The sequence below is a fragment of the Agrobacterium sp. GD03872 genome, assembly GCF_029840625.1.
Lineage (GTDB): Bacteria > Pseudomonadota > Alphaproteobacteria > Rhizobiales > Rhizobiaceae > Agrobacterium > Agrobacterium fabrum_A.
Window position 1 is genome coordinate 19,153 of the sequence record NZ_JAOCCY010000012.1, and the last position, 23,334, is coordinate 42,486.

Genomic DNA, 23,334 nt, shown 5'->3' on the forward strand with positions numbered 1-23,334 from the left:
ACATGAAGGCGGCGGAAAGACGGGTCTGGTTCGCTGCGCCGCTGGTGCTGCTGGCGCTTGCCATTCTTTTGGGCCTCGGCACCTGGCAGGTGAAACGGCTCTACTGGAAAGAGGCGCTGCTTGCCGATATCGAGGAGCGCCGCAGCGCCAGCCCGGCCACAATTGCCGATATCGAGGCGATGGCGAAGGGCGGCGGCGATATCGAATATCGCAAGGTCAGCCTGTCCGGCACTTTCGATCATGCCCGCGAACGGCATTTCTTCGCCACCCATCACGGCCAGACCGGTTATTACATCTATACGCCGCTGACGCTTGCCGATGGCCGCATCCTTTTCGTCAATCGCGGCTTCGTGCCGTTCGAGATGAAGGAACCGGCCAAACGACCTGACGGCCAGGTTTCCGGCGCGGTCGCGATAACAGGGCTGGCGCGCGCGCCGCTGGTTGCAAAACCGTCCTCGCTGCTGCCGGATAATGACATCGCCAAGAACATCTTCTACTGGAAGGATCTGGCGGCCATGGCGTCCAGCGCCGATATTCCGCCCGACCGGCTGATCCATTTCTTCGTGGATGCTGACAATGCGCCCAACCCGGGCGGTTGGCCGCAGGGCGGTGTGACGCTGATAGATTTGCCCAACAATCACCTGCAATATGCGATAACGTGGTATGGGTTGGCGGTGGCCCTTGTCATCGTCGCCGGTTTTGCCTATTTCCGGAACGGTAAGGCGCAGGGTGAATAAGGCGCGCGCCGTCCGGTAGGGCAGTTTATCGGGCAGGACCAAGGCGCCGGCCAAGGAGCACGAATGAACATCGCCGTTTCCAGACCCCCTTTGACGATAAGGCTGTGCGGACCGCGCGGCTTTTGCGCGGGCGTGGACCGGGCGATCCAGATCGTCGTGCTGGCGCTGAAGGCCTATGGCGCGCCGGTCTATGTCCGCCACGAAATCGTGCATAACCGTTATGTGGTGGAAGGGCTGGAAGCCAAGGGCGCGGTTTTCGTTGAGGAACTGCATGAAATTCCCGCCGAACACCGCGAGCAGCCGGTGGTTTTCTCCGCCCATGGCGTGCCGAAATCCGTGCCGGAAGATGCGCAGGCGCGTAACCTTTTTTATCTCGATGCCACATGCCCGCTGGTCTCCAAGGTCCATAAGCAGGCCATGCGCCATCAGCGGCTTGGCCGCCATGTGGTGCTGATCGGCCATGCCGGGCACCCCGAGGTCATCGGCACCATGGGCCAGCTTCCCGAAGGCACTGTCTCGCTGATCGAGACGGTGGAGGATGCCGACCGTTACGAACCGCTGGACCGCGAAAATCTCGGCTTCGTCACTCAGACGACACTTTCCGTCGATGACACGGCCGGCGTCATTGCAAGGCTGCAGGAACGTTTCCCGGCCATTCAGGCGCCCGCCGCCGACAGCATCTGTTACGCAACCACCAACCGTCAGGATGCCGTGAAGCAGGCGGCCCCCGGCTGCGACCTGTTTATTGTTGTCGGCGCCCCCAATTCCTCTAATTCAAAGCGCCTGGTGGAAGTGGCGCTGCGGGCCGGCGCCAAGCGCTCCGTGCTGGTGCAGCGGGCCGCGGAAATCGACTGGGACGAAATCGGCGATATACGCACCGTCGGCCTCTCGGCCGGCGCGTCCGCTCCCGAGGTTATTGTCGATGAGATCATCGAAGCCTTCAAGGCGCGTTTCGATACGACGCTCGATCTCGCCGTGACGGTCGAGGAAACGGAACATTTCCTCGTCAATCGCGAGCTGCGCAGCATCGAGCTGACGACCGACGACATGGCCTTCGTCAACGGCAATGCCAGCAACGCGCTGCCGCCGAAAACCGCCGCCGGCATTTGAAGCGGGACGACGCCGAATGTGGGCGGTTTCGCTCCACCCGCGTCGTCCGTCCTCGAGATTTCCACTCCGTCCTTCATCAAGAGATTTGAAATTGGCAGTTTATACGGACATCACCGAAGATGATCTGAGGAATTTCCTCACGCAATATGACGTCGGCAGCCTCACCTCCTATAAGGGCATTGCCGAAGGCGTCGAGAACTCCAATTTCCTGCTGCATACCACCAGGGACCCGCTGATCCTGACGCTTTATGAAAAGCGCGTGGAGAAAAACGATCTGCCGTTTTTCCTCGGTCTCATGCAGCATCTGGCCGCCAGGGGCCTGTCCTGCCCCTTGCCCCTGCCGCGCAAGGATGGCGAATTGCTGGGTGAACTGTCGGGCCGGCCGGCGGCGCTGATTTCGTTCCTCGAAGGCATGTGGCTGAGAAAGCCGGAAGCGAAACATTGCCGCGAAGTCGGCAAGGCGCTTGCCGCCATGCATCTGGCCGGTGAAGGCTTCGAGATCAAGCGGCCGAATGCGCTCTCGGTCGAAGGCTGGAAGGTGCTTTGGGACAAGTCCGAAGCCCGCGCCGACGAGGTGGAGAAGGGCCTGAAAGACGAGATTCGCCCCGAGATCGATTATCTCGCCGCCCATTGGCCGAAGGATCTGCCCGCCGGCGTCATCCATGCCGATCTGTTCCAGGACAATGTGTTCTTCCTCGGCGATGAGCTTTCCGGCCTGATCGACTTTTATTTCGCCTGCAACGACCTGCTCGCTTATGACGTGTCGATCTGCCTCAATGCATGGTGCTTCGAAAAGGATGGCGCTTATAACGTCACCAAGGGCAAGGCGCTCTTGGAAGGTTACCAGTCGGTGCGCCCGCTGAGCGAAGCCGAGCTGGAGGCGCTGCCGCTTCTGGCGCGCGGTTCGGCGCTGCGTTTCTTCCTCACCCGCCTCTATGACTGGCTGACGACGCCGGAAGGTGCGCTGGTGGTGAAGAAGGACCCGCTGGAATATCTGCGCAAGCTGCGGTTCCACCGCTCCATCGCCAATGTCGGCGAATATGGGCTGGCGGGCGAATGAAACATGTCGATATTTTCACCGATGGCGCCTGCTCCGGCAACCCCGGTCCGGGCGGCTGGGGCGCCGTGCTGCGTTACGGCGAGGTGGAGAAGGAGCTCTTCGGCGGCGAGGCCGAGACCACCAATAACCGCATGGAACTGATGGCGGCGATTTCGGCGCTCAATGCGCTGAAAAGCCCCTGCGAGGTCGATCTTTATACCGACAGCGTCTATGTGAAGGACGGCATCACCAAGTGGATTTTCGGCTGGAAAAAGAAGGGCTGGAAGACGGCCGATAACAAGCCGGTCAAGAATGTCGAGCTGTGGCAGGCGCTGGAAGCGGCGCAGCAACGCCACAAGGTCACCCTGCACTGGGTCAAGGGCCATGCGGGCCATCCCGAAAACGAGCGCGCCGACGAACTGGCGCGCAAGGGCATGGAGCCCTTCAAGCAGCGGTAACGGACGCCTGCCCGCCGCGGGCCTGACCGATGTGCAACGACCACGGCCCATCATCCCAATTGGGGGTTGTGAAAACTGAAACCCGACTTATCTTGTCGTCAAACAGCCCGACGGCGTTTCAGCGGAGGAAACATTCGGATGATCCTGCATTGTGTCTTTCTACGGTTCAAGGCCGCCACAGCCTCTTCTGAAAAACACGCGATATTCGAGGCGATCGCCGCCCTGAAGGATGTGATACCCGGCATCGTCGACGTGAAATACGGCCAGAATGTCTCGCCCGAAGGGCTGAATGGCGGTTTTGTCGATGGCTTCATCGTGACGCTGGAAAGCCCCGAGGCCCGCGACGACTATCTTGCCCATCCGCAGCATATGGAAGTGGGGGAACGTCTCGTGTCGCTCACCGATGGCGGTCTGGCCGGGCTTCTGGTGTTCGATATGAATGTTTGAGAAAGCGGTTTCCCGCCGCTCTCTTCCGTGATGCTCGGGCTTGTCCCGAGCATCTGTAACGTCTCGATTTTATTGGACGCGATTAGATCCTCGGCCTAGGGCCGAGGATGACCTCTTTTCCAGGGCCAAGAGGCCTTCTTCTTAACGTCAAAGCTGCTCGATCATCGTCGCAGCGGCCGAAACCGTCGCCTGGCCGGGGTTTTCTTCGACGTTGAGCGATTTCACCACACCGTCTTCCACCAGCATCGAATAACGCTTGGAGCGCACGCCGAGGCCGCCGGCGGAAAGATCGGCGTCGAGGCCGAGCGCCTTGGTGAAGGCGGCATCCCAGTCGGCGAGGAAGTGGATTTTGCCCTGGCCGCCGGACGATTGCGCCCAAGCGCCCATCACGTGCCAGTCGTTGACGGCGACGACGGCGATATCGTCAACGCCCTTGGCGAGAATGGCGTCGCGGTTTTCGAGATAGCCCGGCAGGTGGTTCAGCGAGCAGGTGGGGGTGAAAGCGCCGGGAACGGCGAAGAGAACCACCTTCTTGCCGCCGAAAAGCGCGTCCGTGGTGGTTTCCACCGGGCCGTCGGCCGTCTTTTCCTTGAAGGTTGCGGAAGGCAGTTTTTCGCCGATCTTGATGGTCATGTCCGTGCTCCTGTGGCCGTTCGGTTCGCGCGACTATAGAGTTTGGCAGGGAAAAGTGGAACCCGGTTTTCCCGAGGAGACAAACGAAAACAAGGGCCCCGGATTCTGCCAGATGCAGAATGAACCTGACAGAATCCGGAGCGCGGAAATGAAATCTGTCATGCGGTTTTCGAGCTAATTTCCGTCACCGAGACGCTGCTCAGGGCTTCGGGAAATTCAGCATCGTTTCCATGGCCCGGTCGCCGGATTTGACCAGGATAGGCCAGCTGTTGCCCTGCACCTGATAGGTTTTCGGCAGGCCCTTGATGTTCATGTAGAAGGAGAGCTTGCGCTTGTCGCGCACCAGGTTCTGCGGTTCGTAATAGGCAAAGCCGGAAGGACCGGCGATGAAGATTTCAGTTTCCTTCGGCGCATTCTCCGGAAGCTGCACTTGCACCCCCAGCATGGTCTTGTCTGGCGTGATGTGGAAATCGATGACCTTGAAATCGTCTGATGCCGCCTCGGGCAGCGTTTCGCGCGCCTCTTCGAGAAGGCGGCGCTCCTGGCCGTCATCGTTACCCGCATTGCCGCGGTCGATTGAAAACTTCGCTTCGAAGGGAATGCAGATATTCTGGCACACGCCGATAAAGGCGGTGAGATCGATCTTCCCGGTTGCGGCCGGGTCGGCGGCCTTCAGCTGAAAGGGAATGCTCACGGCGTGGTCATAACCGATATCGGTAATGTCGCCGTTTTCGATCCGCTTCGGAACCGGATAGGCCATGGTGATGAGGCTGACGCCGCCTGCCGGATCGAGCGTGATCTGGGGTGGAATGCCGGCTTCACCGGGCTCGCGCCAATAGGTTATCCAGCCGTCTTTCGGCTCGATCTGCAGCACCCCGCGCAGCACACCATCGGCATCCATGGCAAGGCTTGCCACGCGCATCTGGCCGCCCTCGCTTCTGGCCCAGTCGGTAATGTCGGCCCGGGCGACGGCGGCGCCGCCGAGGAGGGCGGCAAATGCGGCCGCGAAACGAAGATGTGAAAATCGAAAGAATATCCTGGCGCTCATGCTTCCCGTCTAACCCAACATCGCCCGGCGGACCAGTTACGAATTCGTGCGGTTCATCATTTTCGGTTGATTGATCGGGCGCGATGCCGCATCCTGTCCTTTGTCGAAGTGCGAACGCCGTTTTCCGTCGAAGGGCGGAATCCGGTCTGCTGGAGGCGCCGGTGAGCTTTTCAACCCTGATGGACAAACGCGAACGTGGCTTTCTCGATGGTCAGTTCCTCATCGCGATGCCGGGGCTGGACGACGGCAATTTTGCCCGTTCGGTAATCTATATCTGCGCCCATTCGGACGCCGGGGCCATGGGCTTTATCATCAACCGGCCGCAGCAGATCACATTTACGGATATTCTGCTGCATCTGAAGCTGGTGGACAGCAACGACGCCATCATGTTGCCCAACCGCACCCGCGAATTTCCGATCCAGTGCGGCGGCCCGGTGGAATCCGGCCGGGGTTTCGTGCTGCATTCCGATGATTATTTAAGCGAATCCAGCATTCCGGTCAGCGATGACATCTCGCTCACCGCAACGCTCGATATCGTCCGCGCCATTTCCAACGGCCGCGGCCCGCAGAGGGCCACCATGATGCTCGGTTATGCCGGCTGGGGTCCGGGCCAGCTGGAAAACGAGATCGCCAATAATGGCTGGCTGAATTGCCCGGCGGCGGAAGAGCTGATCTTCGACCGAGGACTGGACAATAAATACGAGCGGGCGCTGGCGCTCATGGGCGTTGATGCGCGCATGCTCTCCACGGATGCCGGGCACGCCTGAACCACGTATGGGCCCGCCCGTTTTGGCTGGAACCAAATCCTGACACCTGACGTTACCCACCCGGAAAGCCGGACAGACAGTACGGCTCAACTAGGGAGCAGTAACATGGGTAGCACATCTGACAAGATCGCCGGTAAAGCCAATGAAATTGCCGGCAAGGTGAAGAAGAACGTCGGCGAAGCGACGGGCAACAATGAATTGCGCGCCAAGGGTGCCGCCCAGGAAACCAAGGGCAAGGTTCAGACCGGCATCGGCAAGGCGAAGGATGCCGTCAAGGGCGCTGTCGACCGCATGTAATGTCACATGACAGATTGCGCCTCTCCCACGATGCGGCGCTTGGAGCGCATGTGTTCTCGCACATGCGCTCTTGTCGTGTGAGGCGCATGACGGCTCGGTCGTTGTGCCTTCACGTTCGCGTCTTATGTTTGCCTCACCCGTTCCATCGCTAGGGTTTCATCCATGAAGCTTTTTTCCTGCGCATCCTGCGGCCAGCCTGTTCATTTCGACAATCGCTTCTGTGTCTCCTGCGGCCATCGGCTGGCCTTCGTGCCGGAACGGCTTTCCATGGAGGCGCTGGCGCCGGCGGGCGAGCCGAACTGGCAGATTGTCGCGGACCCGCAAAAGCAGGTGCGGTTTTGCGCCAATGAGGTGAACGACATCTGCAACTGGTCGGTGCCGGCGGAAAGCGATACCGCCTTTTGCCCGGCCTGCAGCCACAATCGCCTGGTGCCTGACATCGCCACGGAGCAGGGCATCGAACAATGGCGGCGCATCAGCCAGGCGCAGCGGCATCTGTTCTATTCGATGCTGCGGCTTGGCCTGCCGCATCCAAACCGCGATGCCGATCCGGCCGGCGGCCTCGTCTTCGACTTTCTGGTGGATGAAGTGGCCCCTGACGGCTCCGTCATTCCCGCCATGACCGGCCACGACGAAGGCCTGATCGCCATCCGTGCGGCCGAGGCCGACGATGTGACGCGCGAGCAGGTGCGCGCCAATATGAACGAGCCGTACCGCACCATGCTCGGCCATTTCCGCCACGAGGTCGGTCATTTCATCTGGAACAAGCTGGTGCGCGACGAAAACCGTCTGGAGGCCTGCCGCGCCGTCTTCGGCGATGACAGCGAGGATTATGGTGCGGCGCTGCAACGCAATTACGAACAGGGACCGCGCCCCGACTGGCAGGAGAGTTTCATCAGCTCCTATGCCTCGGTCCATCCCTGGGAGGATTTCGCCGAATGTTTCGCCCATTATCTGCATATCGTCGATACGCTGGAGACGGCGCGGGCCTTCGGCGTGGCCATCGATCCTGACGGACACGAGGAAATGGCGGCGGAGGTCACCTTCGATCCCTACAATGCCCGCAGCGCCGCGCAACTGGTCAAGGCCTGGGTTCCGCTGAGCGTCGCGATCAACTCGATCCAGCGCAGCATGGGGGAGGCGGACCTCTATCCCTTCGTGCTGACGCCGCCGGTGGTGGCGAAGATGGAATTCATTCACGACCTCCTGCATGGGAGGGTGGCGGCGGATGCGTCAACACCGTTGCAGCAGGCTGCGACGGTTCAGTAGGAAACGACATGCTCCGAGTCATCCTCGGGCTTGACCCGAGGATCCACAACCACCCGCGACAATGGATCCTCGGGTCAAGCCCGAGGATGACGTCGCGTTAACGGGAGAGGTTGCGCTACTGCACCCCGTCCCCTTAAGAAGCCCGTTTCGTCGGCTGGAACCGTTCCCGCAAAAGCTTCAGCGCCGCATCGCCCGAAACCGGGGTGCCGAACAGGAAGCTCTGGCCGAAATGGCAGTTCATGCGCGCCAGTTCCGCCGCATCCTCGGGCGTTTCGATACCTTCCGCCACCACCTGCATGTCGAGCGCCCGCGCCATGGCGATGACGGAACGCAACAGCACGTTGCGCTTGTCGCTGGTATTGGCCACCAGCGCCTTGTCGAGCTTGATCGTGTCGAAGGGGAAGCGGGTAAGATAGGCGAGCGACGAATAGCCGGTGCCGAAATCGTCCATGGCGAGGCTTAAGCCCGTTTCTTTCAGCTTGGAAAGCACCAGCCGCGCCTGCTCCGGATTTTCCATGACGACGGATTCCGTCAGTTCCAGCTTCAGCTGCTGCGGATTGCAGCGCGTGCGGGTCAACATGCCGCGCACGTCGTTATACAATTCGTTGTTCAGCAATTGCGCGCTGGAAATATTGACGGAGATGAAGATCGGCATCTTCTCGATGGCGTGCTGCCAGTCCATCAGATCGGTCGCCGCCCGTTCCAGCGCGAACATGCCGAGCGGCTCGATCAGGCCGGAGGCCTCCGCAATCGGAATGAACTCGCTCGGCGGGATATTGCCGCGCTTGGGGTGCTCCCAGCGCATCAGCGCTTCAAAACCGGCCAGTTCGCCATCATCGAGCTTGACGATCGGCTGATAGGCCAGCGACAGCTCCTTGCGCTCGATGGCGCGACGAAGGTCGCTTTCCATCTGCAGCCGGTCGGTGCCCGATGTGCGGAAGGCGGGGCGGAACGGCTCGACGCGGTTGCCGCCGGCGCGTTTGGCGCGGTACATGGCGAGTTCCGCATCGCTCAAGAGTCCGGCCGCACTTTCCTGCTGGTCGATCCACGAAACGAGGCCGATGGAGGCGGTGAGGATGATTTCGCGATTGGCGAAATTGATCGGCACCATGATCGCCTTGTTCACCGCATCGGCAAAATCCGCCACACGCTGCGGATCGCGCTCGGAGGTCAGGATCAGACCGAACTCGTCGCCGCCGAGACGCGCCAGCGTATCCTGCGGTTTCAACAGACGGCGCAGACGACGGGTCAGCGCGATGAGAATATTGTCCCCCGCTGCAATACCCAGCGTATCGTTGACCAGCTTGTAACGGTCGATATCGATCGCCATCACCGTCGGCCGCACACCCTCGCTGTCAGGAGAGAGGTTGAGGATCGATTGCAGGCGGTCGAGGAATACCTGCCGGTTCGGAAGTCCGGTCAGATTGTCGTTCATCGCATCCTGCAACAGCCGCTCGACCGAATTCTTCTGCTCGGTAATGTCGGTGATGGTGCCGACGCAGCGGATGATTTCGCCGTTGGAGCCGAGAACCGGCCGCGCCCGGATTTGCAGCCAGTGGAAGTGCCCGTCTTCGGCGCGAATGCGGAATTCGTGGTTGAGGCGGCCCTTGCGATGGTCGAGCAGCACGTCGAGCGTTGCCTTGAACCGGTCGCGATCGTCAGGATGCAGGCGCGGCAGCCAGTTGCGCGCAGCGCCATGCATGGTGCCGGGTTCCAGGCCCAGCCGGTTGGAAATGTCAGGCGTGGTGACGATACGGTCGCGCGTCACATCCCAGTCCCACACGGTGTCGCCGCTGCCCGTCAGTGCGAGAGATTGGCGTTCGAGATCGGAGAATAGCCCCTGCTGATAGGCGCTGCCGGCAAAGGCGTGCTGGATGACGGTGAAGCCGATCAGGAGGACAATCAGAACCAGCCCGCCACCAAGGGCAGGCTGCACGATGTCGTTGTCGAGCTGCCCCGTCACTGTCAGCCAGCTGCCGAACAGCCAGACGAGGATCAGAGCCCAGGAGGGAACCAGCAGAATGGCGCGGTCGTATTTGTTGAAACCGAGATAGATGATGAGCGCGATGCCCGCCGTCGCCGTCAGCGCGAAGGAAACACGCGCGATACCCGACGCAACCGAAGGGTCATAGATCGCTACACCGAACAGCAGCGCCAGCCCAACCACCCACGCAAAGGTCGCATAACCCAGATGCGCGTGCCATCGGTTGAGGTTGAGATAGGTAAAGAGGAAGACGACGAAGCTGGAGGCGAGCGCCACTTCCGCTCCCGCCCTCCATATTCGCTGATCGCTTGAGGTGACCGTGATGAGCTTTTCGAGGAAACCGAAATCCACGCATATATAGGCCAGCACCGCCCAGGCGAGCGCGGCCGAGGCCGGCAGGACGGAGGTTCCCTTGACCACGAACAGGATGGTCAAAAGCACGGCCAGCAGGCCGGCAATGCCGAGCACGATGCCGCGATAGAGCGTGAACGCGTTGATCGTGTCCTTGTAGGCCTCCGGCTCCCATAGATAAAGCTGCGGCAGCTGCGGCGTCGAAAGCTCGGCGACGAAGGTGATGACGGAGCCGGGATTGAGGGTGATGCGGAACACGTCGGCATCCGGGCTCGGCTGCCGGTCAAGCGCGAAGCCTTCGCTCGGGGTGATCGCCATGATGCGCTGCGAGCCGAGATCGGGCCAGAACAGCTTGGAATTGACGAGGCGGAAATGCGGCGCGACGATCACGCGCTCCAGCTGCTCTTCGGAGACGTTGGCGAGCGCAAACACGGCCCAGTCGCCCTGATGGTCATCGGAGCTGGCGCGCACCTCGATGCGGCGGCGAATGCCGTCAGGGCCGGGCGCGGTCGAAACCTGAAAGGCTTCGCCCTGGTTGGCGTAGATGTCCGTGGTCGCGGTGAGATCGAGCGCCGTGTCGTCACGGGAAATCTTCACCGGTTCGAAAGCGTAGGAATAGGACGAAAAAAGCAGGAAAAACAGGAAAAACGGCGCAGCCAGCGCGATTGCCGCCAGACGTTTCGCAAGGCACGGCGCAGAGTGAGTGTAGGTCATGTATCGTACTTCGTTCCGCCGGAGCTTTGCTTGTCGGCAAGATGGGAAAACATCATATGATCCCGCCATTGGCCATTGATTTTCAGATATTCCCGCAGGAGGCCTTCCCGCTGGAACCCGGCATTTTCGAGAAGCCGGATGCTTTTGAAGTTTTCCGGAATACAGGCTGCCTCGATACGGTGCAACTGAAGTCCGTTAAAGATGTAGGGTATTACCAATTTTAATGCGGCAGACATATGGCCTTGCGCGGCGTAGCGCTCGCCGATCCAGTAGCCGATCATGCAGCTCTGCGCCGCACCCCGGCGGATGTAACCGATGGTGATGCCGCCGACGAGCAGCGTCTCTTTTTCAAATAGCAGGAAGGAGACGGCGGTGCCGGAGGAAAACTCCTGGCCGTTGCGCACCACACGCATGCGGAAGGCGCCCTCCGTCAGCTCGTCCGGACGCCAGGTCGGCTCCCAGGGCTGGAGAAACTGCCGGCTTTCCGAACGCAGCACATGCCATTGCTTGAAATCGCCGTAGCGCGGCAGTCTGAGAAGGTGATTGGCGCTGCGCAGTTCGGGCGTGTCGCTATGTCGGGAAAGAAAACGCAGCATTCACGATCCCTGTGCGGCAGACATCGCCATCCGCGAGCGGGATCGCGAAAAAGGTGAGCGGTCTTTGCCTTTAAATCCCGCTCTCATATCGGTTTATCCGTTCGCCTTTATCCTTGCGGGCTGCTGTGCGGAAAGCGCGGCAGTGATGTCGGAAAGAGGCGGCAGATGTTCGAGCGGGCCAATTGCGGACAATGTCGGAACTGTATCGAAAAACAGTCGTCCCGCAAGATCGGTCAGGCGTGTGCGGGTGATGTCGCCCAGCCGCTCCATCATCTCCTCATTGGGGATGGGCCGGCCGTAAAGCATCATCTGCCGGGCCATCTGGCCGGCGCGGGCGGCCGGGCTTTCCTGGCCCATCAGCAATTGCGCGCGGATCTGCGCCCGGGCGCGGTCGATTTCTTCCTGATGGATGGTCTGCGAGGACTTGCGCAATTCCTCCAGAATGACCGGCACCAGTTCCGGCAGGTCGTTGCCGCCGGTGGCCGCATGCACGCCGAAGATGCCGGTATCGGAAAAGCCCCAGTGAAACGCATAGACGGAATAGCACAGGCCGCGATATTCGCGCACTTCCTGGAACAGGCGGGAGGACATGCCGCCGCCGAGAATATTGGCGAGGATCTGCGAACAATAGAAATCGCGGGCGTGATAGGCCTTGCCCTCGAAACCGAGCAGCACCTGCGCATCCATGAGGTCGCGGGTCTCGCGGATTTCCCCGCCGGTATAAATGGCCTTTTCGAGAACCGGCGTGGCGACGGGCAATTGCGGCAGCGAAGCGAAACGTTCTTCCACCTGCTTCACGAAGCTTTCGTGATCGACAGCGCCGGCCGCCACGACGAAAATGCGGTCCGTCGTGTAGTTGCGGGCGAGATAATGCCTGATCTGGCCGGTGGTGAAGGATTGAACGGTGTCCGGTGTGCCGAGGATCGGGCGGCCGATGGTCTGGTCGCGATAGGCGACACCGGAGAAATTGTCGAAGATCACGTCGTCGGGCGTATCGGTCGCCGCGCCGATTTCCTGCAGGATGACGTTTTTCTCCCGCTCCAGCTCGTCTTCGTCGAACAGCGATTCCGTCAGGATGTCGGCAAGGATATCGACGGCGAGGGGAACGTGGTCTTTCAGAACGCGGGCGTAGTAGGAGGTCGTTTCCGTCGATGTCGCGGCGTTGACTTCGCCGCCGACATTTTCGATTTCTTCGGCGATCTGCCGGGCGGTGCGGCGCGCCGTGCCCTTGAAAGCCATGTGTTCGAGAAGATGGGCGATGCCGTGTTCGGCAGTCGTCTCGTTGCGGGAGCCGGATTTGATCCACACCCCAAGAGCGACGCTTTCGAGATGCGGCATTCTTTCCGTCACAACGGTCAACCCGGACGAAAGCCGGGTCAAATTAACTCTCATACTCAACGTCTTTCCGCGTCTCTATTTGCCGGCGCGTGCGTGTTTGCCGATGAAGCTTTCCACGGCTTTCAGCTCCGCATCCAGAATGTCGAAACGCTCCTCCCGGTTCATAATGTCAGCTAACCATACTGGAAGCGCAGGCTCGATTGCGCAAGCGGATTTTACAGCGGCCGGGAATTTAGCCGGGTGAGCGGTCGACAGAACGACCATCGGGCTTGACGCTTTTTCGTGCTTTTCCGCCACGAAAACGCCAGTCGCCGTATGCGGGTCGATCAGGTAGCCGGTCTTCTCAAGCGTTTCGCGGATGGTCGCCGCCACCTGTTTTTCGGTGGCGCGGCCGGCGCGGAAATCCTTCTTGATGAATTTCAAGGCCTTCGGCGGGATTTCAAACGCGCCGGACTGCTTGAGGCCGTCCATCGATGCCTTTACGGCAGCGGAATCGCGGCCATAGGCTTCAAACAGCAGCCGCTCGAAGTTGGACGAGATCTGGATGTCCATCGAGGGCGAGGTGGTGGGCTTGACGCCGCGCATCTCATAGCGGCCGGTTTTCAGCGTGCGCGCCAGAATGTCGTTGTCATTGGTGGCGATGACGAGCTTGTCGATCGGCAGGCCCATCTTCTTGGCGACGTAACCGGCGAAAATATCGCCGAAATTGCCGGTCGGAACGGTGAAGGAAATCTTCCGGTCCGGACCGCCAAGCGACAGCGACGCGGTGAAATAATAGACCACCTGCGCCATGATGCGCGCCCAGTTGATGGAGTTGACACCGGAAAGCTTCACGCCGTCGCGGAACTTCACGTCGTTGAACATCTCCTTCACCAGCGTCTGGCAATCGTCGAAATTGCCGTTGATCGCCAGCGCATGCACATTGGACGCGGTGGAGGTCGTCATCTGGCGCTGCTGAACCGGAGAGACCTTGCCGTTCGGGAAAAGGATGAAGATATCGGTGCGCTCGCGCCCGGCAAAGGCGTCGATGGCAGCGCCGCCGGTGTCGCCCGATGTGGCGCCGACAATGGTGGCGCGTTCGCCGCGTTCGGAAAGCGTATAGTCCATCAGGCGGGCGAGAAGCTGCATCGCCACATCCTTGAAGGCGAGCGTGGTGCCGTGGAAAAGCTCGAGAACGAAGGTGTTCGGACCGGTCTGCGTCAGCGGCACGACGGCAGGATGCCGGAAGGTCGCATAGGCGTCGTCGATCATCGCCCTGAACTTGTCGGCCGGAATCTCGCCGCCGGTGAAACGGTAGAGAACCTCGAAGGCGACATGCTGATAGGACTTGCCGCGCAGGTTGCGAATTTCCTTCTTCGACATGGAAGGCCATTCGCGCGGCACGTAGAGCCCGCCGTCACGGCCAAGGCCCGCAAGAAGCGCGTCGCAAAAACCAAGCGAAGGGGCCGCACCCCTGGTCGATACATATTCCACGAGATAGTCCCTTATCCGTTACCGATACGATCGGCGTCTTGTCCGCAGCGTCTCACCGGAATGAGGCGATTGGCGAGGTAATGAAGGGCTTTTCTGAAAATTCAAGCAAAACCGAACATGCCAATCGATTTTTTCCGGCGTCGCTGCTATAGACCATCGCCAACCTGGGTGAAAGGTCAATAAACAGCGTCTCCGGTTCTGTTCCGGGACAAGGGAGAGGATTTAGAAGAGTGTCAGGGAATTTCTTGCGTTTGTCCGCCGCGATGTCGCTTCTCGTCGTTGTTGCAGGATGCAATTCCTCCAACCCGTCGGACTCGCTTGCCGTCAACCCGCCGGCGGCGCAGGCCGCACCGACGGCTGCCGTGGTTCAGGCCAATTGCCCGGCCGTGACGGTTCTCGACGCCAACGCCGTTCACCGCGTTTACACCGGCGGCGCCAAGGACGATCCGCAGAAACTCGCCTATCAGGTCTCGCTATCAGATACGACGCGTTCCTGCACCGCCAATGAAACGACGCTGACGGTAAACGTGCTGGCGCAGGGCCGCCTCGTTCCCGGCCCGATGGCCAAGCCTGGCCGCGTCACCGTGCCGGTCCGCGTGACGGTGAAGGATGGCGACGGCGAAATCTACGGCGAAACGACCAACTTCGCCATCGATGTCCCGGCAGGCGGCGCCGGCACGCAGTTCATCTTCAACAACGACCATGTGGCGATCCCCAACGGACCGGGCGGCGCAGCGCGGTCTGTCAGCGTCTATATCGGCTTTGCCGAGCAGGGTGCGAAGGCCAAGACCGCACGCCGGTGATTTGACGGGCGAAATGTAAAAACCGGAGGCTGCTTTTGCGGGCTCCGGTCAGATCGCGGACAAACCATTCCTCACGCACGACGTCATCCTCGGGCTTGTCCCGAGGATCCAAACACGTATCGTAAAATCAAACTGTTGCAGATGCTCGGGACAGGCCCGAGCATGACGAAGTGGCGTTTGTGACAAAGCCAGAGATTAAAAAGCGCCTTCCCACTCCGCCATTGCCGCAATCACGGCCGGCAGGTCCTGCATGCGCGAGATCACCGTTTCGGCGCCCGCATCCGTCAGCCGGTCGGCATGGCTCGGATAGGTGTGGGATGCGCCGGTGAAGCCGATGACACGCATGCCGGCGGCTCTTGCGCCATGGATGCCGTGCACGGAATCCTCGACCACCACCACGCGGTCGGGGGAAACGCCGAATTGCGCCGCGCCATGCAGGAAGATGTCCGGCTTCGGCTTCACGCGGTCGGCGCCGAGATCCTTGGCGGAATAGATATGTGGCGCGAAATAGGGCTTCAGGCCCACCTTCGTCAGCATCATGTCGAGGCGATGGCTCGATGAGTTCGAGCAGATGCAGCGCGGCGTCGTCAGGCGCGAGAGCGCGAATTTGACGCCCTCGATGATCTTCACGTCGCGTTCCAGCCGCATGTCGAGCAGCTTTTCCGACTTGTCGAGCAGCGATGCGGAGAGCGGAATGCTGGCTTCGCTCTCCACCTGCAGGAGAATGTTCTTCCAGGTCATACCGGCGAAACGCTCGCCCATTTCCTCGACGGAGATCGGATAACCGGCTTCGGTAAGCAGGCGGGATTCCACCTGCGCCGCGATGATTTCGGAATCGACCAGAACGCCGTCACAGTCGAAAATAATGAGGTCGAAGCCGCTCATGGGCGCTCCCTGTATCGAATTTGGCTGGAAGAAAATGATGCCGGGCTTTTAGACCATGTCCGCGCCAAGCTCAACCGGCTCACCCGCAAAGGTCGGTCCCACCGGGCTCATAGCTTGCCCGTGCCGGAGACGGGAAACGCATAACCGGCTGACGGATTTCGAATATTCCGTTTTGCGCATCTGGAACCTGCAAAAACCGCTACACAGTCGCGCGGCATATGCGTTATGGGATATTATGCCCAAGCCAGTGAAAACCGCACCTGAAGACACCATTGCCGCGCGCATCAGCCGCACGCTCGCCGACCGCATCGTTCGCGGCGAGCTGTCGCCGGGCGAGCGGTTGCGGCAGGATCACATCGCCGCCGAATTCGGTGCCTCGCACGTGCCGGTGCGCGAGGCGTTCCGCCGGCTGGAGGCGCAGGGGCTGGCCGCAAGCATTCCGCGCCGGGGTGTCCGGGTGGCGGATTTCGGCCTTGACGATGTGCGCGAAGTGGCGGAAATGCGCGCCGCCCTTGAGGTTCTGGCGCTGCGCCACGCCATTCCCAACATGACGCCCGCCATTCTCGATCAGGCCGAGGCCGCAACATTGGAAGGCGATAGCGCCGTCGATGTGCAGCATTGGGAAGAGGCCAACCGCCGCTTCCACCGCCTTATCACCGCGCCCTGCAACATGCCGCGTCTGATGGAGGCGATTGACGGGTTGCATGCGGCGAGCGCCCGCTTCCTGTTTTCCGCCTGGCGGGCCGGCTGGGAGCGCCGCACCGACACCGATCACCGCGCGATCATCGACGCGCTGCGCGGCGGCCGCGCCGAAGAGGCGGTGCGTATCCTCGACGGGCATGTGCAATGGATCGGCCGGAAGGCCATCCGCACCTCGTCCGGCTCGGTGCGCGACGCCTTCGCCATCGTCGGATAGGGCGGGCCCGTGACCGTCCGCCTCCGGCCCCACCATCTTCTCTGTATGCTCACTTACGTGGGCAAGGGATATACGTCAGGCTTCGTCGAAAATTACGACCGTGTCGCGGCCCGCCTGAATGCCGGTGAGGAGGATATCGAGCTGGTGGATGGTCCGGACGATATTTGCGAGGGCCTGTTGTGCGAAAGCCATGCCCACTGCTTCAACGAAGGTGTGGTGCAGCGGGACGAGACGGCCCGCCTTTCGGTGTCAGTGCTTTTGGGTGAGACGCTGAGCGCCGGCAAGCGGCTGCGGGCGACGCCTGACTTTCTTGCGAAGATGCGTCTGGCTTTTGCCGCCGGAGACATCCGGCAGGCCTGTCGCGGCTGCCAGTGGATCAGGCTGTGCGACCGTATCGCGGCGTCAGGGTTCTCAGGCGTGAAAATCGGCGAACGGCCAGAGCCTCCGGCCGGGCGGTGGCCGAGGCCTACTCCGACACATTCGTCTCGGTTCTCTCGGCGGCCTTGACCGTCGCCTTGATTTCCTTCGGCTCGCGCCCGGTTTTCTTGTCGTAGCTCACCTTCACCGAATAATCGCCGGGATGCAGGGTTTCCTGATGCTGCGTGCCGTAACGGCCGGAAATCTCCTTCTGGGTGCCCTGAAGGTCTTTGGTCGTTTCGACGATATCGATCCGTTCCGCGCCCGGCGCGGTGATCGCGAGAACGCCGGCATCGAGGTCGAGGGTGATTTCGTTGCGCTTTCCTGCTGTTACGGTGAAGGGTTGTTCGACGGTGACCTTGCCGAGACGGGCGCGCATGACGAAATCGCCGGCCGGCATTTCCATCATCTTGCCGGTGCCGTAAATGCCGTTGATGGTCTGGCGCGTGCCGTCGAGGGTTTCCTTGGCCGACATGGCCTCGAAGCGGATATCATCCGTCTCGACCGCCCTGCCGCCTTCTGCATAGACGGCCTTGGCGATTACCACCCCGCTTGGAATGACCAGTTCGTGGCTGATCTTTTCTCCGGCCTTGATGGCAAGCTTCTCCTCGGCCCGCGCCGGGCCGATGCCGCCCGTGAGAAGGACTTCGCCCGCCGGCACGAAGACGGTATTCTGGCCATAGACGCTGTCCTTGAAGTCCCCTTCGGTGATTTCGGTTTTCGCCTGGGTTTCCACATCGCCGCCGGGACTGCGTTTCGGCACGACGGTCAGTTCCGCCGCATCGAAATTCACCTTCGGCCTCGCGACGCTTCCGTCCTTCACCTCGAAGGGCACTTCGCGGGTGACATTGCCGAGCGCCGCCACCCCGACATATTTGCCGGCCGGCAGTTTCGCCTCGAAGGTGGCGTCATAGGAGCCGCCGGCATTGTCGTCGGTACGCCCGCCGGAGCGGTCTGCCTTGTAAAAATCCCACCGTACCCTGTCGCTGTTGCCGAGCGAGGGGCCGCCATCGAACAGGACCGCATCGGTGACGACGTTATATTGCGGGGCCGGTTGCTGCGCCTGCGATGGCGCCGGCAGCGCCGTTGCGAAAAGCGCGGCGCAGACGACATTCATGGAAAAAGAAGCCATTTTCATCACGGACCCCATTGCGGATTACCCCCTGCCATAATGGCTCTTCCTGCTGCGCCGATATGCGGGGACAGGAGAACCCGTTGTGCACAACGTTTTTGCCCGACTTCGGGTTCCCCCGCCGGCGGCGTCAAATCGGGATCGCGCGCCGCGACAGCCATTTATTTTGCGTTTTCCGTGACTTGTTCAGGCTTTGATAACCATCTTCGGTAACCATAAGCATCAGTAGAGAGTAAGCGTATGGAGCGAGTACCAATGGCAGCAGTTTTTCCGCTGGCCGATTTTCGGCGTGCCGGTTTTGATCGTGCGGGCGAGAGCGACGCCTGGAAGGACAGCATCATCAAAGGTGATTGTGTCGCTGCCTTGGATGCCCTCCCGAGCCAGTCGGTGGATGCGATTTTCGCCGATCCGCCCTATAATCTCCAGCTTGGCGGCACATTGCACCGTCCCGACCAGTCGCTGGTCGATGCCGTCGATGACGAATGGGACCAGTTCGCCTCCTTCGAGGCCTATGACGCCTTCACCCGCGCCTGGCTGCTCGCCTGCCGCCGTGTCCTGAAGCCCAACGGCACCATCTGGGTCATCGGCTCCTACCACAATATCTTCCGCGTCGGCTCCATGCTCCAGAACCTCGATTTCTGGATCCTGAACGACATCGTCTGGCGCAAGACCAACCCCATGCCGAATTTCAAGGGCCGCCGGTTCCAGAACGCCCATGAGACGATGATCTGGGCCAGCCGCGATCCGAAAGCCAAGAACTACACCTTCAACTACGATGCGCTGAAGGCCTCCAATGACGATGTGCAGATGCGCTCCGACTGGCTGTTCCCGATCTGCAGCGGCCATGAGCGGCTGAAGGGTGACGACGGCAAGAAGGTGCATCCGACCCAGAAGCCGGAAGCGCTGCTGGCGCGCATCATCATGGCCTCCACCAAGCCGGGTGACATCGTGCTCGACCCGTTCTTCGGTTCCGGCACCACGGGTGCGGTCGCAAAACGTCTCGGCCGCCACTTCGTCGGCATCGAGCGCGAACAGGATTACATCGATGCGGCATCGGCCCGCATCGCCGCCGTCGAGCCGCTCGGCAAGGCGGAACTGACCGTGATGACCGGCAAGAAGGCCGAACCGCGCGTTGCCTTCAACACGCTGGTGGAAAGCGGCCTCGTCCGCCCGGGCCAGGTGCTGACGGATGCAAGACGCCGTTATAGCGCCATTATTCGTGCCGATGGTACGATTGCATCCGGCGGGACCGCCGGCTCCATTCACCGCCTCGGCGCGAAGGTGCAGGGTCTCGACGCATGCAACGGATGGACGTTCTGGCACTTCGAGGATGGCGACGCGCTGAAGCCGATCGATGAGCTCCGGGCGATCGTCCGCGGCGAACTGGCAAAGGCTGAATAGTCAAAGCCCGAAAGGCTTGAAGGCAACGATCCACCGCCCGCCCTTGTCAGCATACGTCTCTGTCCGGTTTAGTACCTTCAGTCCCGGATGGAGAACGACCAACGCCCGGCACTTCGGTGTCGGGCGTTGGTATTTTAGAATATGAAATTTTAGCCAGACAAGTTTCGCGCAAGAGATGGGAAATACTGTCTCAATCAAAGCAGTGGTTGTGAAAATCCCATCAGGACAAGTCACAAAAACATTGCGTCCGATGCCGCTTGCGGCAGGACTGGCGCAGGCCGGAGACCGCCATTTCCGCCTGCGCCAATTTCTTTTCCCGATCTGGGAATTTATCGGACTTCCACCCCATAAGCCCGCAAATCCTGCTTCAGCTTTTCCGCGCCGGTGAAGTGCACGGCCTGCCAGCCTGCCGCCTTCGCGCCTTCGACATTGGCGAGCGTATCGTCGATGAAGATGCTTGCGGCGGGGTTGAGGCCGAATTCCCTGGCGTGCAGATCGTAGATCGCCACATCCGGCTTCAACAGCTTCACATCGCCGGAAACGGTGACGCCGCGCGGCAAAGTGAGGAAGGGGAACATCTTCTGCGCCTCGCGGAAGGTGTCGGAGGCGAAGTTGGTCAGCATCGTCACGTCGTGGCCGCTGTCGATCAGGGCGACCATGATCGCGACGCTGTCGTCATAGGAATGCGAGACCATCTCGTGCCAGAACTTGCGGAAGGAACGAATGTGCTCTTCCCGCTCCGGAAACTGCTCCACCAGCAGCGCCTCGGCATCCTCCCAGCGGCGGCCGCGATCCTGTTCGAGGTTCCAGTCATGGGTGCAGACATTCTCGAAGAACCATTGGCGCTCATCGGCATCGGGAATGAGGCGGCTGTAGGGAATATGCGGATCGTAATGGATCAGCACCTTGCCGATGTCGAATACGATATGCTCAATCTTGGTCATCGAAATTTCCTGCGTTCATCGAATGCGGATGGAATAGCCTGTGCTATGACTTTTTTCATCACCGTCGGCAGCGCCTGTGCGTCAAGATTTGTAACCGGCTCCCACCATCCGTCATCCGGCCCGGCTTGAAGGCCGTCCGGAACCTGCGCGCGATAGACGGTGAGCCGCAGTTCGAAATGGGTGAAGACATGCACGATGACGCCCGCCGCCTGCCAGCCGGCGGCAAAGGGCGCATGGCTCGCCTCCGTGCCGCCGTCCATGCGGGCGGTCCATGCCGTTGTCGGCACCTCGGTCATGCCGCCGAGAAGCCCGCTTTCGATGCGCCGGCGGAGCAGGATTTCGCCGCTCGCACTCACCGCCACGAAGGCGGCCCCGAGCCGCACCGGCTTGGCCTTTTTGGCGGCCTTGACCGGAAAACGCTCCGGCTCGTCATGGGCAAGCGCAAGACAGTGGCCGTTGAACGGACAGAGCGCGCAGGTCGGCCGTTTCGGCGTGCAGATCGTTGCGCCGAGATCCATCATCGCCTGGGCGAAATCGCCGGGCCGGTCAGAAGGGGTAAGCTCGGACACCTTCGCTTTCATCGCGGGTTTTGAGCCGGGCAGGGGGGCGTCTATCGCAAAAAGCCGGGAGACGACGCGCTCGACATTGCCGTCCATGACAGCCGCCTGCCGGTTGAACGCGATGGCCGCCACGGCGGCGGCGGTATAATCACCGATGCCGGGCAGTTGCTTCAGCCCCTCTTCGCTGTCCGGAAAGATGCCGCCATGGTCGCGCGCCACGGCTTCGGCGCATTTCTTCAGGTTGCGGGCGCGGGCATAATAACCGAGCCCCGCCCATGCCGCCATGACGTCCTCGACCGGCGCCGCGGCCAGATCGTTGACGCTTGGCCATGCTGCGAGAAACTTCAGGAAATAGGGTTTCACCGCCTGCACCGTCGTCTGCTGCAGCATGACCTCCGACAGCCAGACGTGATAGGGATCGGCGCGTTTTCCCTGTTTCGCCCTGGCCGGGGAGGTGCGCCAGGGGAGCTCGCGATGGTGCCGGTCATACCAGGCGAGCAGCATCTGCGCGTGCGGCGTCGAGACGGTTTTTTGAAGCATGGTTTGCCGTTTCTGTTCGATTTGGCCTATAGTTGGGCCATCAGAAGCGGGCGATCAAGAACATGCGGATTCGCCCGCCGCAAAATCGCGAGTGAAACATGCGTTATCCCCAGAAGGGCGCTGGTCAGAAGAAAGGCGTCGTGCAGATCGCCGAAGTCGCCAATGGCATCATGGACCCGGTGCTGTCTAAACGGGCGGGCATCAACACGGCGCTGCTCGGCTCCTGGGACGAGATTGCCGGCGATGACTTCGCCGATTGCACCCGGCCGGAAAAGATCACCTGGCCGCGCCGCGACGAGGGGCCGGATCGCGGCGGTTATCAACCCGGCGTGCTGACGATTGCCTGCGAAGGCGCGCGCGCTCTGTTTCTCACCCATGCGCAGGGCGAACTGATTGCCCGCATCAACGGCTTTTTCGGCTTTCCGGCGGTGCGCCAGATCAGGATCGTGCAGAAGCCGGTCTCGCAAACCATCACCCGCCGGCGCAAACCGCAGCCCTTGCGCGGCGATGCGGCAAAACGTCTCGATGACATGATGGACGGCATCGAGAGCGAGGCGTTGCGCAAGGCGGTTGAAAGGCTTGGCACGGCGGTATTGCAGAAGAAGCCGCGCGGCAGGACGATTTGACGTGCACGGGCTGTCCTTGACTGGTCACAATTCTTTGACAAGAAGAGTTCAAAACCCCGCTTGTGATGAACAGGCCGTCGCTATATCGGAATCAACGGACAATAGAGTCTATTACCAACAGGTGCTTTCATGCATTTTCCCGAACTGACCATTTCCCGTCGCAGCCTCCTCGGCGGCGTTGCTCTTGCCGCCGTTGCCACGGCCCTGCCGTTTGCCCTCACGCCCGGTATCGCCGAGGCGCAGGAACTGCCTGAATCCACCGGTGACGTGGATATGGCTGCGGTGATGAAGCCCGGCCCGCTGCCGGAAGCCGCGCTCGGCGATGCCAACGCACCCGTCAAGATCGTCGAATATATGTCGATGACCTGCCCGCACTGCGCCAACTTCCACAACAAGACCTTCGAAGAGATCAAGAAGAAATACATCGATACCGGCAAGGTCTATTTCGTGCTGCGCGAATTCCCGTTCGATCCGCGCGCCGCTGCCGCCTTCATGCTGGCGCGCTGCGCACCGGAAGGTCAGTATTTCCCCTTCGTTTCCATGCTGTTCAAGCAGCAGCAGAGCTGGGCAGTCGCGCAGGATGCGCGCGCCGCCCTGCTGCAAATGTCGAAAATGGCCGGTTTCTCACAGGAGTCTTTCGAGGCCTGCTTGACGAACCAGAAACTTCTGGATGATGTGAACGCAACGATGCAACGCGGTGCGACGGAATTCGGCGTCAACTCCACGCCGACTTTCATCATCAACGGCAAGAAATACGCAGGAGACATGTCGGTTGAAACCATGTCGGCTGTCATCGACAAGCTGCTCTGATCGCCGGACCCTGAAAGAAACGGGCGGCGGATATGTCCG

General features: G+C 61.0%; 24 protein-coding genes. 14 read left to right on the top strand and 10 right to left on the bottom strand.

The genetic code is table 11. From position 1 onward, the window contains the following. Positions 1-2 precede the first annotated feature (2 nt). From N5D22_RS20515 to N5D22_RS20535, 5 genes are all read left to right on the top strand, one after another. Complete coding sequence (locus N5D22_RS20515) at positions 3-737, top strand: SURF1 family protein (RefSeq protein ID WP_279657771.1); 735 nt, start codon at positions 3-5, stop codon at positions 735-737. A 63-nt stretch (positions 738-800) separates the two neighbouring features. Next, on the top strand, positions 801-1,847 hold the full coding sequence (gene ispH, locus N5D22_RS20520) for a 4-hydroxy-3-methylbut-2-enyl diphosphate reductase (RefSeq protein WP_279657748.1): 1,047 nt from the start codon (positions 801-803) through the stop codon (positions 1,845-1,847). A gap of 91 nt (positions 1,848-1,938) precedes the next feature. Continuing rightward, positions 1,939-2,907, top strand: coding sequence for a homoserine kinase (locus N5D22_RS20525; protein ID WP_279657747.1), 969 nt, complete (start codon positions 1,939-1,941; stop codon positions 2,905-2,907). Next, positions 2,904-3,344 carry a ribonuclease HI gene (gene rnhA, locus N5D22_RS20530; RefSeq protein ID WP_279657746.1) on the top strand — a complete coding sequence of 147 codons (441 nt, stop codon included), beginning with the start codon at positions 2,904-2,906 and terminating at the stop codon, positions 3,342-3,344. Before N5D22_RS20525 ends, rnhA begins: the two co-directional genes overlap by 4 nt. Positions 3,345-3,482: 138 nt before the next feature. After that, positions 3,483-3,791: a Dabb family protein gene (locus tag N5D22_RS20535; protein ID WP_065115054.1), complete on the top strand. Its 309-nt coding sequence runs from the start codon at positions 3,483-3,485 to the stop codon at positions 3,789-3,791. A 147-nt stretch (positions 3,792-3,938) separates the two neighbouring features. Here the strand turns inward: N5D22_RS20535 and N5D22_RS20540 are convergent, their stop codons facing one another. Together N5D22_RS20540 and N5D22_RS20545 are read right to left on the bottom strand one after the other, a co-directional pair. Then, positions 3,939-4,424 (bottom strand): peroxiredoxin, encoded by a 486-nt coding sequence (locus N5D22_RS20540; protein WP_279657745.1) that lies wholly within the window; start codon positions 4,422-4,424, stop codon positions 3,939-3,941. A 199-nt stretch (positions 4,425-4,623) separates the two neighbouring features. Further along, positions 4,624-5,472 carry a protein-disulfide reductase DsbD domain-containing protein gene (locus N5D22_RS20545; RefSeq protein ID WP_279657744.1) on the bottom strand — a complete coding sequence of 283 codons (849 nt, stop codon included), beginning with the start codon at positions 5,470-5,472 and terminating at the stop codon, positions 4,624-4,626. Between the two features lie 161 nt (positions 5,473-5,633). Here N5D22_RS20545 and N5D22_RS20550 point away from each other — a divergent pair, with 161 nt between their 5' ends. The 3 genes from N5D22_RS20550 (at position 5,634) to N5D22_RS20560 (ending at position 7,805) form a co-directional block, all read left to right on the top strand. Continuing rightward, a complete protein-coding gene (locus N5D22_RS20550; protein ID WP_003521117.1) occupies positions 5,634-6,239 on the top strand; it encodes a YqgE/AlgH family protein in 606 nt (201 codons plus the stop codon). A gap of 105 nt (positions 6,240-6,344) precedes the next feature. Beyond that, positions 6,345-6,536, top strand: a complete 192-nt coding sequence (locus N5D22_RS20555; protein WP_279657743.1) for a CsbD family protein — start codon at positions 6,345-6,347, stop codon at positions 6,534-6,536. A gap of 162 nt (positions 6,537-6,698) precedes the next feature. Further along, positions 6,699-7,805 carry a putative zinc-binding metallopeptidase gene (locus tag N5D22_RS20560; RefSeq protein ID WP_279657742.1) on the top strand — a complete coding sequence of 369 codons (1,107 nt, stop codon included), beginning with the start codon at positions 6,699-6,701 and terminating at the stop codon, positions 7,803-7,805. 133 nt (positions 7,806-7,938) lie between these two features. Here the strand turns inward: N5D22_RS20560 and N5D22_RS20565 are convergent, their stop codons facing one another. The 4 genes from N5D22_RS20565 to thrC form a co-directional block, all read right to left on the bottom strand. Further along, entirely contained in the window at positions 7,939-10,854 is a 2,916-nt protein-coding gene (locus N5D22_RS20565; protein WP_279657741.1) for a sensor domain-containing phosphodiesterase, read from the bottom strand. Then, the gene (locus N5D22_RS20570; RefSeq protein WP_279657740.1) at positions 10,851-11,450 is read right to left on the bottom strand and encodes a GNAT family protein; all 600 of its coding nucleotides are present in this window, start codon (positions 11,448-11,450) and stop codon (positions 10,851-10,853) included. The genes N5D22_RS20565 and N5D22_RS20570 overlap by 4 nt, the downstream gene beginning before the upstream one ends. A gap of 93 nt (positions 11,451-11,543) precedes the next feature. Continuing rightward, on the bottom strand, positions 11,544-12,842 hold the full coding sequence (locus tag N5D22_RS20575) for a pitrilysin family protein (RefSeq protein WP_279657739.1): 1,299 nt from the start codon (positions 12,840-12,842) through the stop codon (positions 11,544-11,546). Between the two features lie 21 nt (positions 12,843-12,863). Continuing rightward, positions 12,864-14,261, bottom strand: a complete 1,398-nt coding sequence (gene thrC / locus N5D22_RS20580) for a threonine synthase (RefSeq protein ID WP_279657738.1) — start codon at positions 14,259-14,261, stop codon at positions 12,864-12,866. Between the two features lie 263 nt (positions 14,262-14,524). Here thrC and N5D22_RS20585 point away from each other — a divergent pair, with 263 nt between their 5' ends. Next, on the top strand, positions 14,525-15,064 hold the full coding sequence (locus N5D22_RS20585) for a PilZ domain-containing protein (RefSeq protein ID WP_347881160.1): 540 nt from the start codon (positions 14,525-14,527) through the stop codon (positions 15,062-15,064). 195 nt (positions 15,065-15,259) lie between these two features. On the opposite strand, the gene N5D22_RS20590 is transcribed toward N5D22_RS20585, so the two are convergent. Continuing rightward, positions 15,260-15,949, bottom strand: a complete 690-nt coding sequence (locus N5D22_RS20590; protein WP_003520496.1) for an HAD family hydrolase — start codon at positions 15,947-15,949, stop codon at positions 15,260-15,262. A 235-nt stretch (positions 15,950-16,184) separates the two neighbouring features. Between N5D22_RS20590 and N5D22_RS20595 the strand changes: the two genes are divergently transcribed. Both N5D22_RS20595 and N5D22_RS20600 read left to right on the top strand, forming a co-directional pair. Next, positions 16,185-16,865, top strand: coding sequence for a GntR family transcriptional regulator (locus N5D22_RS20595; RefSeq protein WP_279657736.1), 681 nt, complete (start codon positions 16,185-16,187; stop codon positions 16,863-16,865). Between the two features lie 45 nt (positions 16,866-16,910). Next, entirely contained in the window at positions 16,911-17,372 is a 462-nt protein-coding gene (locus tag N5D22_RS20600; RefSeq protein ID WP_279657770.1) for a DUF1284 domain-containing protein, read from the top strand. Here the strand turns inward: N5D22_RS20600 and N5D22_RS20605 are convergent. Next, positions 17,332-18,432 (bottom strand): hypothetical protein, encoded by a 1,101-nt coding sequence (locus N5D22_RS20605; RefSeq protein ID WP_279657735.1) that lies wholly within the window; start codon positions 18,430-18,432, stop codon positions 17,332-17,334. The two genes, N5D22_RS20600 and N5D22_RS20605, sit on opposite strands and share 41 nt — an antisense overlap. A gap of 237 nt (positions 18,433-18,669) precedes the next feature. Here N5D22_RS20605 and N5D22_RS20610 point away from each other — a divergent pair, with 237 nt between their 5' ends. Continuing rightward, positions 18,670-19,815, top strand: a complete 1,146-nt coding sequence (locus N5D22_RS20610; RefSeq protein ID WP_279657734.1) for a site-specific DNA-methyltransferase — start codon at positions 18,670-18,672, stop codon at positions 19,813-19,815. A gap of 329 nt (positions 19,816-20,144) precedes the next feature. On the opposite strand, the gene N5D22_RS20615 is transcribed toward N5D22_RS20610, so the two are convergent. Both N5D22_RS20615 and mutY read right to left on the bottom strand, forming a co-directional pair. Continuing rightward, positions 20,145-20,759, bottom strand: coding sequence for an HAD family phosphatase (locus N5D22_RS20615; RefSeq protein ID WP_279657733.1), 615 nt, complete (start codon positions 20,757-20,759; stop codon positions 20,145-20,147). Beyond that, on the bottom strand, positions 20,756-21,859 hold the full coding sequence (gene mutY / locus N5D22_RS20620) for an A/G-specific adenine glycosylase (RefSeq protein WP_279657732.1): 1,104 nt from the start codon (positions 21,857-21,859) through the stop codon (positions 20,756-20,758). Before mutY ends, N5D22_RS20615 begins: the two co-directional genes overlap by 4 nt. 98 nt (positions 21,860-21,957) lie before the next feature. On the opposite strand from mutY, the gene N5D22_RS20625 reads away from it, so the two are divergent. Together N5D22_RS20625 and N5D22_RS20630 are read left to right on the top strand one after the other, a co-directional pair. Beyond that, positions 21,958-22,485: a DUF721 domain-containing protein gene (locus N5D22_RS20625; RefSeq protein WP_279657731.1), complete on the top strand. Its 528-nt coding sequence runs from the start codon at positions 21,958-21,960 to the stop codon at positions 22,483-22,485. Between the two features lie 129 nt (positions 22,486-22,614). Then, positions 22,615-23,295: a DsbA family protein gene (locus N5D22_RS20630; RefSeq protein WP_279657730.1), complete on the top strand. Its 681-nt coding sequence runs from the start codon at positions 22,615-22,617 to the stop codon at positions 23,293-23,295. The last annotated feature ends 39 nt before the right edge of the window (positions 23,296-23,334 follow it).

Coding starts and splice junctions, on each gene's coding strand:
- N5D22_RS20515 (WP_279657771.1), top strand. CDS start 3: ATGAAGGCGGCGGAAAGACGGGTCTGGTTCGCTGCGCCGCTGGTGCTG.
- ispH (WP_279657748.1), top strand. CDS start 801: ATGAACATCGCCGTTTCCAGACCCCCTTTGACGATAAGGCTGTGCGGA.
- rnhA (WP_279657746.1), top strand. CDS start 2,904: ATGAAACATGTCGATATTTTCACCGATGGCGCCTGCTCCGGCAACCCC.
- N5D22_RS20535 (WP_065115054.1), top strand. CDS start 3,483: ATGATCCTGCATTGTGTCTTTCTACGGTTCAAGGCCGCCACAGCCTCT.
- N5D22_RS20540 (WP_279657745.1), bottom strand. CDS start 4,424: ATGACCATCAAGATCGGCGAAAAACTGCCTTCCGCAACCTTCAAGGAA.
- N5D22_RS20545 (WP_279657744.1), bottom strand. CDS start 5,472: ATGAGCGCCAGGATATTCTTTCGATTTTCACATCTTCGTTTCGCGGCC.
- N5D22_RS20555 (WP_279657743.1), top strand. CDS start 6,345: ATGGGTAGCACATCTGACAAGATCGCCGGTAAAGCCAATGAAATTGCC.
- N5D22_RS20560 (WP_279657742.1), top strand. CDS start 6,699: ATGAAGCTTTTTTCCTGCGCATCCTGCGGCCAGCCTGTTCATTTCGAC.
- N5D22_RS20565 (WP_279657741.1), bottom strand. CDS start 10,854: ATGACCTACACTCACTCTGCGCCGTGCCTTGCGAAACGTCTGGCGGCA.
- N5D22_RS20570 (WP_279657740.1), bottom strand. CDS start 11,450: ATGCTGCGTTTTCTTTCCCGACATAGCGACACGCCCGAACTGCGCAGC.
- N5D22_RS20575 (WP_279657739.1), bottom strand. CDS start 12,842: ATGAGAGTTAATTTGACCCGGCTTTCGTCCGGGTTGACCGTTGTGACG.
- N5D22_RS20585 (WP_347881160.1), top strand. CDS start 14,525: ATGTCGCTTCTCGTCGTTGTTGCAGGATGCAATTCCTCCAACCCGTCG.
- N5D22_RS20590 (WP_003520496.1), bottom strand. CDS start 15,949: ATGAGCGGCTTCGACCTCATTATTTTCGACTGTGACGGCGTTCTGGTC.
- N5D22_RS20595 (WP_279657736.1), top strand. CDS start 16,185: ATGCCCAAGCCAGTGAAAACCGCACCTGAAGACACCATTGCCGCGCGC.
- N5D22_RS20600 (WP_279657770.1), top strand. CDS start 16,911: ATGCTCACTTACGTGGGCAAGGGATATACGTCAGGCTTCGTCGAAAAT.
- N5D22_RS20605 (WP_279657735.1), bottom strand. CDS start 18,432: ATGGGGTCCGTGATGAAAATGGCTTCTTTTTCCATGAATGTCGTCTGC.
- N5D22_RS20610 (WP_279657734.1), top strand. CDS start 18,670: ATGGCAGCAGTTTTTCCGCTGGCCGATTTTCGGCGTGCCGGTTTTGAT.
- N5D22_RS20615 (WP_279657733.1), bottom strand. CDS start 20,759: ATGACCAAGATTGAGCATATCGTATTCGACATCGGCAAGGTGCTGATC.
- mutY (WP_279657732.1), bottom strand. CDS start 21,859: ATGCTTCAAAAAACCGTCTCGACGCCGCACGCGCAGATGCTGCTCGCC.
- N5D22_RS20625 (WP_279657731.1), top strand. CDS start 21,958: ATGCGTTATCCCCAGAAGGGCGCTGGTCAGAAGAAAGGCGTCGTGCAG.
- N5D22_RS20630 (WP_279657730.1), top strand. CDS start 22,615: ATGCATTTTCCCGAACTGACCATTTCCCGTCGCAGCCTCCTCGGCGGC.